This is a genomic window from Stenotrophomonas sp. YJH_SMC_37, assembly GCF_059370035.1.
The window spans coordinates 1-13,570 of sequence record NZ_JCAFTG010000015.1 but is presented as its reverse complement, the minus strand read 5'-3'; the positions used below and the strand labels follow the sequence as shown (position 1 = coordinate 13,570).

Sequence of the window (13,570 nt, the reverse complement as noted above, 5' to 3'; positions counted from 1 at the left end):
GCCATTGGACGACATTTTAAGGCCCCGATGCCGACGATGCCCGCATTGATTCGCATCCCCAGTGTTCTGCTGCTGTCCCTGGCCTGCAGCCAGGCCCTGGCGGCGGTGCCGGCCAAGGCCCCTGTAAGGGCCCCGGCCACTGAGGAACTGGCGCTGGAACCGGTGATGGCCGGTGAGTTCGCGCTGCAGGCCGGCAAGCTGGCCGAGGCGGCGCGCTGGTACCTGCAGGCGGCCCAGCAGACCGACGGCGACGCCGGCCTGGCCGAGCGCGCGACCCGCATTTCCATGCTCGCCAACGATGACGCCAGCGCCGCCAAGGGCCTGGCCCTGTGGCAGCAGCGCGCGCCAAGCTCGTTGACCCTGCGCAGCGCCGCCGGTGCGCTGGCCATGCGCCAGGGCGATGTGAAGGCCGCCCGCACTGAACTTCAGGCGCTGCTGGCCGACCCCGACGAGCGCGGCTGGAAGTTCGCCCTGGCCGCGCTGATCGGCGGTGGGCGCGACCCGGCGGTGCCGGCGCAGGTGCTCGGCGAGCTGGTCGATGCCAATGCAATTCCGCCGAAGATCGAGGCCTGGCAGGAGTTTGGCCGACTCGCGCTGCGCATGGAAAAGCCCGAGCTGGCGCGGCGGATGATCGATGAGGTGGTCAAGCGCTTCCCGGAAGAGCCACGTGTGGCACTGCTGCGCGCCAGCCAGTTGCAACAAGCGGGCGAGACCGACAAGGCGCTGTCGCTGCTGCACGATGTGGAGCCGAAGACGCGCCAGGACCCGGAACTGCGCAATGCGGTGGCCATCGCCTACGACAGCCTGGGGCAGCCTGCTGCGGCCGAGCGCGTGCTGGCGTTCGGCCCGCAGGACGTGCAGACCTGGGGCATGCGCGCCTCGCTGCTGGCCAAGCAGGGCGACAAGGCAGCGCTGTCCAATCTCTACAACGAACTGTCGCGGCAGGCGGCCAAGCCGGACCCGGCGCAGCGCCTGCTGCTGGGCAAGATCGCCGAGTACCTGAAGCGCTATCCGGAGGCGGTGCAGTGGTACCACAGCGTGCCCGGCGGCGATGAGCTGAGCGAAGCGCGCTTGCGCGCGGCCAATGCCCAGGCCCTGGCCGGGCGCCTGCCGCAGGCCCTGGATGAAGTGCACGCGATCCAGTCCGATGCGGTGGTCGATGACGATGTGCGTCGCGACGCCTATCTGCTGGAGGCTGAACTGCGCCAGCGCGGCGATGACAGTGCCGGCGAACTGGATGCATTGGCCCGCGGCCTGGCCGCCTACCCCGATGACAACGGCCTGCTGTACGCCCGTGCACTCGCCTGGGAGCGCCGCGACGATATCCCGCGCGCCGAGGCCGACCTGCGCAAGATCCTGGTGACCGACCCGGAAAACGTGCCGGCCCTGAATGCCTTGGGCTACACCCTGGCCGACCGTACCGGCCGCCTGCAGGAAGCGCTGGAGCTGATCGACCGCGCCCGCGTGGCCGAACCGGACAACGCCGCCATCGTCGACAGCTATGGCTGGGTGCTGTATCGCCTGGGTCGCAAGGAAGAAGCACTGGTGCAGCTGCGCCGGGCCTGGACCCTGGCCAAGGACCCGGAGATCGCTTCCCACGTTGGCGAAGTGCTCTGGGTGCTGGGCAAGCATGACGAGGCCCGCCACTTCTTCGAAGAAGCGGCCAAGCTCGATCCTGAAAACCGCGCGCTGCTGCGCGCCCGCGAGAAATTCAATCCATGAGTGTTTCCCTGATCCGGCCGCTGCTGTTGGCGGCCGTGACCCTGGCGGTGACCGCCTGTACCAGCGTGGGCACGCAGAAGACCCCGGCGCCGGCGGTGGTCGAGGTTGTTTCAGCCGAAGCGGCGCAGGCCGAGGCGGCGCGCGTGGCCGCGCTGCAGGCACAGCCGGACTGGGCTTTCCAGGGCCGGGTCGCGGTCAGCAAGGGCAAGGACGGCGGCAGCGGACGCATCGACTGGAAGCAGGAAGGACGCCGCTATGTGGTCGAGCTGAGCGCGCCGGTGACCCGGCAGAGCTGGAAGCTGGCCGGCGATACCCATTCCGAAGCCGGCCGCCTGGAAGGACTGGCCGGCGGGCCGCGTGACGGCGAGGACGCCCAGCAGCTGCTGCTGGAAGCGACCGGCTGGGACATACCGGTCAACCAGCTGCCGCAGTGGATCCGTGGCCTGGTGGCCGGCGATGCTGCCGGTCCGGAGAAGGTCGAGCGCGACGCTGACGGCCGGCCGCGTCGCATGCAGCAGATGGGCTGGCAGGTGCAGTATCTGGACTGGTACCCGGCCGAGGCCGGACGCCCGGCGCTGCCGCGCCGGATCGAGGCCAGCAATGGCGACGCCAAGGTGCGCCTGCTGGTGGACCAGTGGGGGCAGGGCGCCCCATGAGTGCCGGGCACGATGACGCGGGCTGGTCCTGGTGGCCGGCCCCGGCCAAGCTGAACCTGTTCCTGCACATCACCGGCCGCCGCGCCGACGGCTACCACGAGCTGCAGACCGTGTTCCGCCTGCTGGACTGGGGCGATCGCATTGGCCTGCGCCTGCGTGAAGACGGCCAGGTGCGCCGTGAGGGCGAGGGCCTGGCCGGCGTGGCCGAGGCTGATGACCTGGCGGTGCGTGCCGCGCGCCTGCTCCAGGAAGCGGCAAAGGTCGAGCAAGGTGCAGACATCATCGTCGAAAAGCACGTTCCCGCCGGGGGTGGGTTTGGCGGGGGGTCGTCCGACGCGGCCACGGCGCTGGTGGTGCTGAACCGGCTGTGGCGGGCGGGTCTGGATGAAGAGGCTTTGGCGGCGCTGGGCCTGCGCCTGGGCGCAGATGTGCCGGTATTCGTGCGCGGGCGCAACGCCTGGGCCGAAGGCGTGGGCGAGCGCCTGCAGCCGATCACTCTGGCCCCGGCCTGGTACGTGCTGGTCGAACCGGGCGTTCATGTTCCTACGCCAGCACTGTTTGCAGACCCGGATTTGACGCGCGACAGCCCAGTGGCGAAAATAGAGGACTTCGCTTCCGGGACCTTGGTCGGGAATGCGTTCGAACCGGTGCTGCGCCGCCGTGAGCCTGCCGTCGAGGCAGCGTTCGCCGCGTTGAGCGACATCGGCACGGCGCGGCTGACCGGTTCGGGAAGTGGTTGTTTCGTCGAGTTCGCATCGCAGTCTGCCGCAGAGCAGGGACGGTCGAAGTTGCCGAAGGAGTTGCGGGCAAGGGTGGCAGCGGGCGTAGCGCGTTCGCCACTGCTGGATGCACTCGAGCAACACTGATTTATCACTGCAGGGGCGTCGCCAAGAGGCCCAAGGCACCAGGTTTTGATCCTGGCATTCGTAGGTTCGAATCCTACCGCCCCTGCCAATAGCGGCTGTGTCCGCGCCTTCCAGCGCATCGCCCGCGCGGGACGTGGAAACAACCGCGGTGTTGTCAGCAGCAAGGGTCCATCGGGGTCCTTGCCGACTCCGGATCCCCGCCACTCGTCCCCGCCCGAGACAATCATGATGCAAGAGTCCCCGAACCTGCTGGTCTTTTCCGGCAACGCCAACAAACGTCTGGCGCAGAACATCTGCAAGGAACTGGGGGTTCGCCCGGGCAAGGCGCTGGTCTCGCACTTCTCCGATGGCGAAGTGCAGGTGGAGATCGAAGAGAACGTCCGCAAGCAGGACGTGTTCGTGATCCAGCCGACCTGCGCGCCGAGCGCGGAAAACCTGATGGAGTTGCTGGTGCTGATCGACGCGCTCAAGCGCGCATCGGTGGCCAGTGTCACCGCCGTGGTGCCGTATTTCGGCTACTCGCGCCAGGATCGCCGCATGCGCTCCTCGCGCGTGCCGATCACCGCCAAGCTGGCGGCCAAGATGTTCAGCACCGCGGGCGCTGATCGCGTGCTGACCGTCGACCTGCACGCCGACCAGATCCAGGGCTTCTTCGATATTCCGGTGGACAACGTGTACGCGTCCCCGCTGCTGCTGGCCGACATCTGGCGCGCCTACGGCACCGAGAACCTGATCGTTGTGTCGCCGGACGTGGGCGGCGTGGTCCGTGCCCGTGCGGTGGCCAAGCGCCTGGATGACGCCGACCTGGCGATCATCGACAAGCGCCGCCCGCGCGCCAACGTCTCCACCGTGATGAACATCATCGGTGACGTCGAAGGCAAGACCTGCGTGATGGTCGATGACATCGTCGACACCGCCGGCACCCTGTGCGCCGCTGCTGCTGCCCTGAAGGCGCGCGGTGCGCTCAAGGTCGCCGCCTACTGCACCCACGCGGTGCTGTCGGGCCCGGCGGTGGACAACATCACCAATTCCCAGCTCGACGAGCTGGTGGTGACCGACACCATCCCGCTGAAGGACGCGGCGCGGGTGTGCAGCAAGATCCGCCAGCTGAGCGTGGCGGAAATGCTGGCTGAAACGATGCGCCGCATCGCCTTCGGTGAGTCGGTCAGCTCGCTGTACGTCGACTGAGTTTTCGCCCCTGCCGGCAACGGCGGGGGCATACCCCGGGTGCTTCTGGTCGCGGAAGCATCTTCAACCGCCACGCCGCAGGGCGCGGCAACAACCTGAGTAGTCGAAAATGTCGAAGACCCATGAAATCAAGGTCACCAAGCGTGAACTGCAGCGTAAGGGTGCGAGCCGCCGCCTGCGTCACGCCGGTGTGATCCCGGCCATCGTGTACGGCGGCAACGCCGAGCCGGTCGCCATCAGCCTGGACCACAACGAAATCTGGCTGGCCCAGCAGAACGAGTGGTTCTATGCCTCGATCCTGGACCTGAACCTGGATGGCCAGGTGCAGAAGGTCCTGCTGCGTGACATGCAGCGCCACCCGTACAAGCAGCTGATCATGCACCTGGACTTCCAGCGCGTGAACGAGAACGAAGCCCTGACCGCTTCGGTCCCGCTGCACTTCGTCAACGAAGACACCTCGCCGGCCGGCAAGGCTGCCGACGTCGTGGTCACCCACGAACTGAAGGAAGTGACCATCACCTGCCTGCCGAAGGACCTGCCGGAGTCGATCGAAGTCGACCTGGGCGAGCTGAAGGCCGGTGACGTGGTGTACCTGTCCGACATCAAGCTGCCGAAGGGCGTGGAAATCCCGGCCCTGGCGCTGGGCAAGGACCACGACGACGCCATCGTCACCGCCAAGGCCGGCAAGGCCGACGCGGCCGACGAAGAAGCGGCTGCCGCCGAGTAATACCGCTACGGTGCCTGCCTGCGGGCAGGCACCGTACTGGAAGGAACCATGGCAGGACTGCGACTGATCGTCGGTCTGGGCAACCCCGGATCGGAACACGCCCGGACCCGGCACAATGCCGGGTTTCATTTCGTTGAGGCCCTGGCGGAGAAAGCCGGTGCGCGATGGAATGTGGACAGCAAGCTGTTCGGTGAGACCGCCAAGGTCGAGATCGCCGGGCAGACGGTGTGGCTACTCAAGCCCGCCACCTTCATGAACCTCAGCGGCAAGTCGGTCACCGCCGCGCAGCGGTTCTGGAAGATCGAGCCGGAGGAAACCCTGCTGGCCCACGACGAACTGGACCTGCCGCCCGGCGCGGCACGGCTGAAGTTCGACGGTGGCCACGGCGGTCAGAACGGTCTGCGCGACACCATCCGCCTGCTCGGCCATGGCAAGTTCCATCGCCTGCGCGTGGGCATTGGCCACCCCGGCCACAAGGACCGCGTGGTGGGTTGGGTGCTCGGCCGCCCGTCGAAGGACGATGACGTGCTGATCGCGCGCGCCATCGACGATGCGATCGACGTGCTGCCGCTGGCGGTGCAGGGCGATTTCAACGAAGCGATGAAGCGCCTGCACACCCCGAAATAACCGGTAGGTACCGACCGTTGGCCGGTACGGAGTCAACCAGACCGGTAGGTACCGACCGTTGGTCGGTACGGAGTCAACCAGACCGGTAGGTACCGACCGTTGGTCGGTACGGAGTCAACCAGGCCGGTAGGTACCGACCGTTGGTCGGTACGGAGTCAACCAGGCCGGTAGGTACCGACCGTTGGTCGGTACGGAGTCAACCAGATCGGTAGGTACCGACCGTTGGTCGGTACGGAGAATGATTGGAAAAGCAGCGCCCATGTCGCTGTTTCCCCAATCACTTTCACCCCAGAGAGCTGTCACCCATGGGTATCAAATGCGGCATCGTCGGCCTGCCCAACGTCGGCAAGTCGACCCTGTTCAATGCGCTGACCAAGGCGGGCATCGCCGCGGCGAACTTCCCGTTCTGCACCATCGAGCCGAACGTCGGCATCGTGCCGGTGCCGGACCCGCGCCTGAACGAGCTGGCGGGCATCATCAACCCGCAGAAGGTCATCCCGACCGCGGTCGAGTTCGTCGACATCGCCGGCCTGGTCGCCGGTGCCGCCAGCGGTGAAGGCCTGGGCAACAAGTTCCTGGCGCACATCCGCGAAGTCGATGCCATCACCCACGTGGTGCGCTGCTTCGAGCACGGTGACATCGTGCACGTCGCCGGCAAGGTCGACCCGATCTCGGACATCGAAACCATCGATACCGAGCTGGCGCTGGCCGACCTGGACAGCGTCGAGAAGGCGCTGAACCGTGCCGAGCGTGCAGCCAAGGGCGGCGACAAGGACGCAGCGGCGCGCAAGCCGGTGCTGGCCAAGCTGCAGGCGGCACTGTCCGACGGCAAGGCTGGTCGTTCGGTCGGCCTGGATGATGAAGAAAAGGCGCTGGTACGCGACCTGTTCCTGCTGACCCTGAAGCCGGTGATGTACATCGCCAACGTGCTGGAAGACGGTTTCGAGAACAACCCGCACCTGGAAGCTGTGCGCGCGCATGCCGCCGCAGAAGGCGCGCAGGTGGTGCCGGTGTCGGCCGCGATCGAGGAAGAGCTGTCCCAGCTCGACGACGAAGACCGCGATACCTTCCTGGCCGACCTGGGCCTGAGCGAGCCGGGCCTGAACCGCGTGATCAACGCGGCCTACAGCCTGCTGGGCCTGCAGACCTACTTCACCGCAGGCGTGAAGGAAGTCCGCGCGTGGACGGTGCGCAAGGGTGCCACCGCCCCGCAGGCTGCCGCGGTCATCCACACAGACTTCGAGAAGGGCTTCATCCGCGCCGAAACCATCGCGTATGACGACTTCATCAAGTACAAGGGCGAAGCCGGCGCCAAGGAAGCCGGTCGCCTGCGCCTGGAAGGCAAGGAATACCGCGTGCAGGAAGGCGACATCCTGCACTTCCGCTTCAACGTCTGATCCAGCGGCATCGGATCAACCCCGGACGCCCCGCCTCGTGCGGGGCGTTCGCGTTTCTGAATATGGATAAAAAATCACCACGCTTCGAAACGCCTGCGCTGCAATGCTCGCACCCACTTGTCCACACCAAGTTCCCATCGCTTTCCACGCGTGGTGTGGAAAACAACGGGAGGCGTGGATAAAAAATAACCACGCCCGGAAATGCCTGCATCGCAACGCTCGAACCCACTTGTCCACATCAAGTTCCCATCACTCTCCACGCATTGTGTGGAAAACCCCGGTGGCCCTCTGATAGCCGCCCACCTTGGTGGGCGCGCGGCGAGACAGTGCCCGCCAAGGTGGGCATCTACCAGAGCGCAAATGACAAGGCCCGCCAATGGCGGGCCTTGTCGTCCACGTCCTGCAAGGCGGCGCGCCTTACAGCGCGGTGCCGCCAAACTTGTGGGTGTACTGCAGGTTGATGGTGCGGCCGACGCTGTCGAACCAGGACACGTCGTAGTACGGGTACGCGGTATACGTGGTGTCCTTCGGCGGCATCTTGTTGAACACATTGACCACCGACAGCGACAGGCGCGAGTGGTCGTCGAAGCGGTACTGCACCGAGGCGTTGTAGCGGTAGGTCGCCTTCACGTACGGGCTGTCGCCGCTGTCCCAGTCGAACGACTGGTCGTAGCTGTCCGAAGTTGGCAGCTTGCCCAGGCGCGAGCCATAGACCGTCGCCGACCACGCGTCCTTCTCCCAGGTCACGCTCAGGCTGGTCTTGGTACGCGGGATGTCGAATCCGCTGTTGACCGCGAACTGGTCCAGGGTCGGGTCACCGGGGTAGCGCTGGAAATCGTGCTTCTTCACCCAGGTGTGGGTGCCGTTGAGGATGAAATCGCCGATGCCGGTCTGCATGCGGTAGCGCAGGCCGACGTCGATACCGGAGGTCGATTCGCGGGCGACGTTGATCGGAGCGACGCGCACGCCGTATAGGCGGCCATCACCGGTGCGGGTGATGCGGTCGAGCGCGTCCACGCAGGTCGGCGAGTTGATGTCGGCAGTACCCAGGCGGCAGTTGGCTTCGTTGGCCAGGAGCGTGCGAACGTCCATGTCCTGCACCTGCTTGCGCATGTCGATGTCAAACCAGTCCACGGACAGGTCCAGGCCGATCGCCGGCGACCAGACGAAGCCTGCACTCCACGAGGTGCTGGTTTCCGGGTCGAGCTGGCGGTTGCCGGTGCGGCTGCGGATCAGGTTGCGCTCGTAGTCGGAACAGTCGCTAGCGCCATCGGCGCGGCAGCTGTACAGGTCTTCGGCGGTGGTCTCGTCGTTGCCCGGTCCGGCGAACACGTAGTGCAGGTCCGGCGCGCGGAACGCGGTGCCATACGAACCGCGTACCAGCAGCGTGTCGATCGGGCGCCATTCCAGACCGCCGCTCCAGGTCGCCTTGCCGATGGTGTGGCCGGAATAGCGGTACTGGTCGTAGCGGCCGGCCACGCTCAGGTTGACCGTCTCGTGCAGCGGCATGCGCAGCTCGGCGGCGGTCGCCCAGCGGTTGCGCGAGCCCTGGCCGTCCGAATCCTTCCAGCTGTAGTAGTAGTACTGGGTGGCCAGCGGATCGGGATTCAGCGCATAGGCCTGCTGGCCCACTTCCACGGTCGCGGCGAACCCGGCATCACCGCCCGGCAGGCCGAACAGCGCGGAATTGGTCAGCGTGAATGCAGCCGTCTCGGTGCGCGACTTCGGCGAATAGGTAGTGCGTGCGGCAATCGAATCGTACTCGGCGCGGGTCAGCGGCCGGTACAGCCGCGACGGGTCCGCGTTGTAGATCGGGAAACCGTCGTCGTCCACGCCCAGCTGCGGGCCCAGGAACAGGTCATTGGCCTTGGCGGCGATGATCTGCGCCCAGCTGATCCGCGACTGGTATTGCGAATGGCTCAGCGCCGCTTCGTAGTCCCAGTTGCCGGCCAGATTGCCCTTGAAGCCGGTGGTCACGCTGAAGGTCTTCTGCGTGCTGCGGACCATCGCATTGCGCAGGCCCCCCATTTCCTCGGGTGAGAACTGGCGCTGCCAGAACTCGATCTCGCCGGTGGCCTGGTTGTTGAAGTAGCCCGACTCATCGCCATTGGCGTCCATGCGGCCCCACTTGGTGACGTCGCGCATCAGCGACATCGTGTGGTAGCCCAGCTGCACATCGGCGAACCATTGCTGGCCGTTGTCGAAGTCGTAGCTCAGCGAGGCGTAGCCATTGGCGCCGCGGCGCTTGCTGAGGATGGTGCCGTAGCCGATCGAGCTGTCGCTGCCGCAGTAGTAACCGTAGCGCGGGCGGTAGGCGCGATAGGTGCTGCCCTGGTTCTGCCCGGCCAGCGCTTCGCAGGTGGCCGCGCCCGGATCCAGGTAGTCGTCGTTGTAGTCCGTACGCAGGTAAGCGCGGCGGGCGATGCGCGAGCCCTCGGTGGGGCCGTCCTGGGTCGAATCCTGGATGTCGCGCTCATAGGCCCACAGCGGGGTCTGCGACTGCAGCTCGACGCTGTACACGGCGTTGAAGTTGCCGCGGCTGAAGCCGCTGGCCAGGCTCATGTCGAACGACTCGCCACCGCCTTCGCTGGTGGTGCCCATGCGCATGTCGATCGTGGTGCCGTCGGCCTTCTTCTTCAGGATGAAGTTGACCACGCCGGCGATCGCGTCCGAGCCGTAGATGGCCGAGGCACTGCCGGTCAGCACTTCGATGCGCTCGATCATTCCCAGCGGGATGTTGGAGACGTCGGTGAAGTTGCTGCGGCCCTTGAACGGCATCGGGAAGTCGGCGATGCGGCGGCCATTGACCAGCACCAGCGTGTGGTTCGGGCCGAGGCCGCGCAGGTCCACCTGCTGGGCGCCGGGCGAGAAGTCGGCGCCGCTGGAAGACTGCTGGCTCTGCGTCTCACCGCCGTTCTGGGTCATTGCACGCAGCACGTCCGGCACGCTGGTGAAGCCGCTGGAGCGGATCTGTTCGGCGTTGATCACCGTGATCGGGGCGGGGCCTTCCACCTGGGCGCGCGGAATGCGCGAGCCGGTGACCTGCACCGCGTCCAGTTGTTGCACCGAAGAGGAAGCCGGTGCCTGGGCCGCCGCGGAAGCAGCCACGCCCATCAACGCCAGCTGGATCGACCACGCCATCGCCTGTCTACGCATGAGGAATTCTCGGAAATGAAGCCGGCCCGCAGAGGAGGGGCCCTGTCCCCCATTCAGATTTCCGGAACGGGCGCGCGCATTTAACGCCTTTTTCATGTCCTTGACTACTGGGTCCCTATCTGGCAAAGAGTGGAAACGCTTGCAAGTCGATTTTGTTCAGGGAGATCAAGATGCGACGCCTCCATCGGACCGTGCGTGCCCCCTTCGCCTGGCTGGCGCTGCTGGTCTTGGCCGTGCCGTTGGTCGCCCTTGCGCAGGACCTGCAGGGCCCGGGCTTCGCCTACTACGAAGCCGGCGATCTCGACGCGCCCCGGCCCGGTCCGCGCGCACCGGCCATGATGCTGATGGGCGGTGGCGAATGGGTGCCGGAGGCCTTCCACTGGTGGCTGAAGCAGGCTGGCAATGGCCGCGTGCTGATCCTGCGCGCTTCTGGCAGTGATGAGCTGCAGGACCGCCTGTACCGCGAGATCGGCGGTACCACCGCAGTGCAGACGCTGGTCTTCGACAGCCGCCGCGGCGCCGACGATCCGGCCGTGCTGCGCGTGGTTGCCGCCGCCGATGCCATCTTCATTGCCGGTGGTGACCAGTCGCGCTACATCCGCTTCTGGAAGGGCACTGCGCTCAACCGCGCGCTGAACGCCCATGTGCGCGCCGGCAAGCCGATTGCCGGTACCAGCGCTGGGCTCGCCATCCTCGGTGGCTATGCATACGGCGCGATGGACGGCGGCAGCATCACCTCCGCCGGTGCGCTGGCCGACCCGATGGGCAGTGCGGTGACCATGGACAGTGGCTTCCTGCAGATGCCCTACCTGCAGCGCGTGGTCACCGACACCCACTTCGACAAGCGCGACCGGCTCGGTCGCCTGATCGTGTTCGTGGCGCGCGCCGCCCAGGACAGTGGCGACCCCGGCATCGTCGGCATCGGCATCGACGAAGACACTGCCCTGTGCGTGGAGCCCGATGGCCAGGCACAGGTCTACAGTGCTGACGGCGAGGGCAAGGTCTGGGTGGTCAGCCCCGGCCGCGATGCCGACCGCCTGGTCGAAGGTGAGCCGCTGCGCTTCCACGCGGTGCCGGTAACGGTGGTCGCCAGCGGCAGCCGCATGCGCCTGGATGACTTCCAGGCCGAGGCCGACTACCAGGCCGTGGCCGACGTCAGCGATGGCGAGATCGAAATCATCCGCCAGTGACCCGGCGATCCTGTGGCCACGCATGGGATGCTGTAGAGCCGAGCCCGCGCTCGGCTGCTCTTCAATCGAGGCATCAGCCGAGCATGGGCTCGGCTCTACGATGATGCCTCCCTTGCCCACCTGCTGGAGACGTATCCGATGAAACTGCGCCTGGCGCTGTCTATGCTGCTGTCCCTGCCCATGCTTGCCCAGGCCGCACCGGCCGCTTCACCGCTGCTGGTCATCCACGGCGGCGCCGGCGTCGAGCGCAAGGACCTGTCGCCGGCCGAGGAAAAGGCCGCACGTGACGCGCTGCGGGCAGCACTGCTGAAGGGTCATGCGGAACTGGTGGCCGGTCGCCCTGCGCTCGCAGCGGTCACTGCGGCGATCACCGTGCTGGAGGACGATCCCACCTTCAACGCCGGCAAGGGCGCAGTGTTCACCCACGACGGCCGCAACGAGCTGGATGCGGCGGTCATGGATGGCGCGAACCAGGCGGCGGGCGCGGTGGCGGGCGTGCAGCGGGTGCGCAACCCGATCCTGCTGGCGCAGACCGTGATGCAGAAATCCCGCCACGTGATGATGGTCGGGCAGGGCGCCGAAGCCTTCGCCGCCGAGCAGGGCATTCCTCTGGTCGATCCCTCCTACTTCCGTACAGAGAAGCGTTGGCAACAGCTGCAGCGCGCCCTCAAGGAAGAGGCCAGTGGCCAGGCACATGCCGACCTGGAGACTGCAAAGCACTTCGGTACCGTTGGTGCGGTCGCATTGGACGCGCAGGGGCATCTGGCCGCCGGCACCTCCACCGGGGGCATGACCAACAAGCGCTACGGCCGGGTCGGTGACTCGCCGATCATCGGTGCCGGCACCTGGGCCGACGCACGCTGCGCGGTGTCCGGCACCGGGTGGGGCGAGTACTACATCCGCACTGCGGCCGCGCACGAGATCTGTGCGCGCATGCGCTACCAGGGGCAGAGCCCGGAGCAGGCCGGCAAGGGCGTGATCAACGAGACGATTCCGCAGATGGGCGGCGACGGCGGTGCGATCGTGCTCGGCGCAGACGGAAAAATGGCCACGCCGTTCAACACCCAGGGCATGTATCGGGGCTGGATCGGCGGCGACGGCGTCCCTCATGTCGCAATTTTCGCCAACGAGACCCTGCCGGTTCCTGGGCAATAACCTTGCGTATCAATGGGTTTGCGACAGCGTGTGAAAAAAATGGAAAAAAGCGTTGACAGCCCCCCGTCCCATCAGCAGAATAAGCGGCTCACCACCACACACCGCAACGCTTCGGCGGCAACGGGTTGGGGTGGTAAGGAGGGATACCCAAGCGGCCAACGGGGGCAGACTGTAAATCTGCTGGCTTACGCCTTCGGTGGTTCGAATCCACCTCCCTCCACCAGTTTCACGTTGTGACATTCCCGGCGCGGGAGTAGTTCAATGGTAGAACCTCAGCCTTCCAAGCTGATGGTGCGGGTTCGATTCCCGTCTCCCGCTCCATTGAATGAACTTTGAATATTATCGAGTTCATGTCATAATGCAAAACTCGGCTCACGTAGCTCAGTCGGTAGAGCACTTCCTTGGTAAGGAAGAGGTCGAAGGTTCGATTCCTTTCGTGAGCACCATCTCAAGCATCACCTCTCAGACGAATTCGAGATAAGCAGCCATGGCCAAGGGTAAGTTCGAGCGCACCAAGCCGCACGTCAATGTCGGCACCATCGGTCACGTCGACCACGGCAAGACCACGCTGACCGCCGCACTGACCAAGATCGGTGCCGAGCGCTTCGGTGGCGAGTTCAAGGACTACTCCTCGATCGACGCCGCTCCGGAAGAAAAGGCACGTGGTATCACGATCTCGACCGCGCACGTCGAATACGAATCCCCGATCCGTCACTACGCCCACGTTGACTGCCCGGGCCACGCTGACTACGTCAAGAACATGATCACCGGTGCCGCCCAGATGGACGGCGCGATCCTGGTGTGCTCGGCCGCTGACGGCCCGATGCCGCAGACCCGCGAGCACATCCTGCTGTCGCGTCAGGTCGGCGTGCCGTACATCGTCGTG

11 protein-coding genes and 4 tRNA genes are annotated in these 13,570 nt (G+C 66.1%); 14 read left to right on the top strand and 1 reads right to left on the bottom strand.

Annotation, left to right across the window (positions count from 1 at the left end):
* Positions 1-36: 36 nt before the first annotated feature.
* The 8 genes from AC5P8J_RS17725 to ychF all read left to right on the top strand — a co-directional run bounded on the left by AC5P8J_RS17725 (position 37) and on the right by ychF (position 7,183).
* Positions 37-1,722, top strand: a complete 1,686-nt coding sequence (locus tag AC5P8J_RS17725; RefSeq protein ID WP_026347150.1) for a tetratricopeptide repeat protein — start codon at positions 37-39, stop codon at positions 1,720-1,722.
* Positions 1,719-2,378 (top strand): lipoprotein insertase outer membrane protein LolB, encoded by a 660-nt coding sequence (lolB, locus tag AC5P8J_RS17720; protein WP_019661165.1) that lies wholly within the window; start codon positions 1,719-1,721, stop codon positions 2,376-2,378. The genes AC5P8J_RS17725 and lolB overlap by 4 nt, the downstream gene beginning before the upstream one ends.
* Complete coding sequence (gene ispE / locus AC5P8J_RS17715) at positions 2,375-3,244, top strand: 4-(cytidine 5'-diphospho)-2-C-methyl-D-erythritol kinase (RefSeq protein WP_021202247.1); 870 nt, start codon at positions 2,375-2,377, stop codon at positions 3,242-3,244. The genes lolB and ispE overlap by 4 nt, the downstream gene beginning before the upstream one ends.
* A gap of 11 nt (positions 3,245-3,255) precedes the next feature.
* A tRNA-Gln gene (locus AC5P8J_RS17710) sits at positions 3,256-3,332 on the top strand.
* Between the two features lie 140 nt (positions 3,333-3,472).
* Positions 3,473-4,432 (top strand): ribose-phosphate diphosphokinase, encoded by a 960-nt coding sequence (locus AC5P8J_RS17705; protein ID WP_005415400.1) that lies wholly within the window; start codon positions 3,473-3,475, stop codon positions 4,430-4,432.
* Between the two features lie 109 nt (positions 4,433-4,541).
* Positions 4,542-5,159 (top strand): 50S ribosomal protein L25/general stress protein Ctc, encoded by a 618-nt coding sequence (locus AC5P8J_RS17700; RefSeq protein ID WP_005415401.1) that lies wholly within the window; start codon positions 4,542-4,544, stop codon positions 5,157-5,159.
* Positions 5,160-5,207: 48 nt separating this feature from the next.
* Positions 5,208-5,786, top strand: a complete 579-nt coding sequence (pth, locus tag AC5P8J_RS17695) for an aminoacyl-tRNA hydrolase (RefSeq protein WP_019661167.1) — start codon at positions 5,208-5,210, stop codon at positions 5,784-5,786.
* A 305-nt stretch (positions 5,787-6,091) separates the two neighbouring features.
* Positions 6,092-7,183, top strand: coding sequence for a redox-regulated ATPase YchF (gene ychF, locus AC5P8J_RS17690; protein WP_057502606.1), 1,092 nt, complete (start codon positions 6,092-6,094; stop codon positions 7,181-7,183).
* 417 nt (positions 7,184-7,600) lie between these two features.
* Here the strand turns inward: ychF and AC5P8J_RS17685 are convergent, their stop codons facing one another.
* Positions 7,601-10,339, bottom strand: a complete 2,739-nt coding sequence (locus tag AC5P8J_RS17685; protein ID WP_111099054.1) for a TonB-dependent receptor plug domain-containing protein — start codon at positions 10,337-10,339, stop codon at positions 7,601-7,603.
* A 170-nt stretch (positions 10,340-10,509) separates the two neighbouring features.
* On the opposite strand from AC5P8J_RS17685, the gene AC5P8J_RS17680 reads away from it, so the two are divergent.
* The 6 genes from AC5P8J_RS17680 to AC5P8J_RS17655 form a co-directional block, all read left to right on the top strand.
* On the top strand, positions 10,510-11,529 hold the full coding sequence (locus tag AC5P8J_RS17680; RefSeq protein ID WP_111105037.1) for a cyanophycinase: 1,020 nt from the start codon (positions 10,510-10,512) through the stop codon (positions 11,527-11,529).
* Positions 11,530-11,667: 138 nt separating this feature from the next.
* The gene (locus AC5P8J_RS17675; RefSeq protein WP_021204466.1) at positions 11,668-12,684 is read left to right on the top strand and encodes an isoaspartyl peptidase/L-asparaginase family protein; all 1,017 of its coding nucleotides are present in this window, start codon (positions 11,668-11,670) and stop codon (positions 12,682-12,684) included.
* A gap of 137 nt (positions 12,685-12,821) precedes the next feature.
* Positions 12,822-12,907: transfer RNA gene (locus AC5P8J_RS17670), tRNA-Tyr, on the top strand.
* Positions 12,908-12,931: 24 nt separating this feature from the next.
* Positions 12,932-13,005, top strand: a tRNA-Gly gene (locus tag AC5P8J_RS17665).
* Between the two features lie 49 nt (positions 13,006-13,054).
* Positions 13,055-13,130, top strand: a tRNA-Thr gene (locus AC5P8J_RS17660).
* A gap of 41 nt (positions 13,131-13,171) precedes the next feature.
* Positions 13,172-13,570, top strand: a 399-nt coding sequence (locus AC5P8J_RS17655) for a GTP-binding protein (protein WP_142235468.1), incomplete at its 3' end; no start/stop codon positions are given.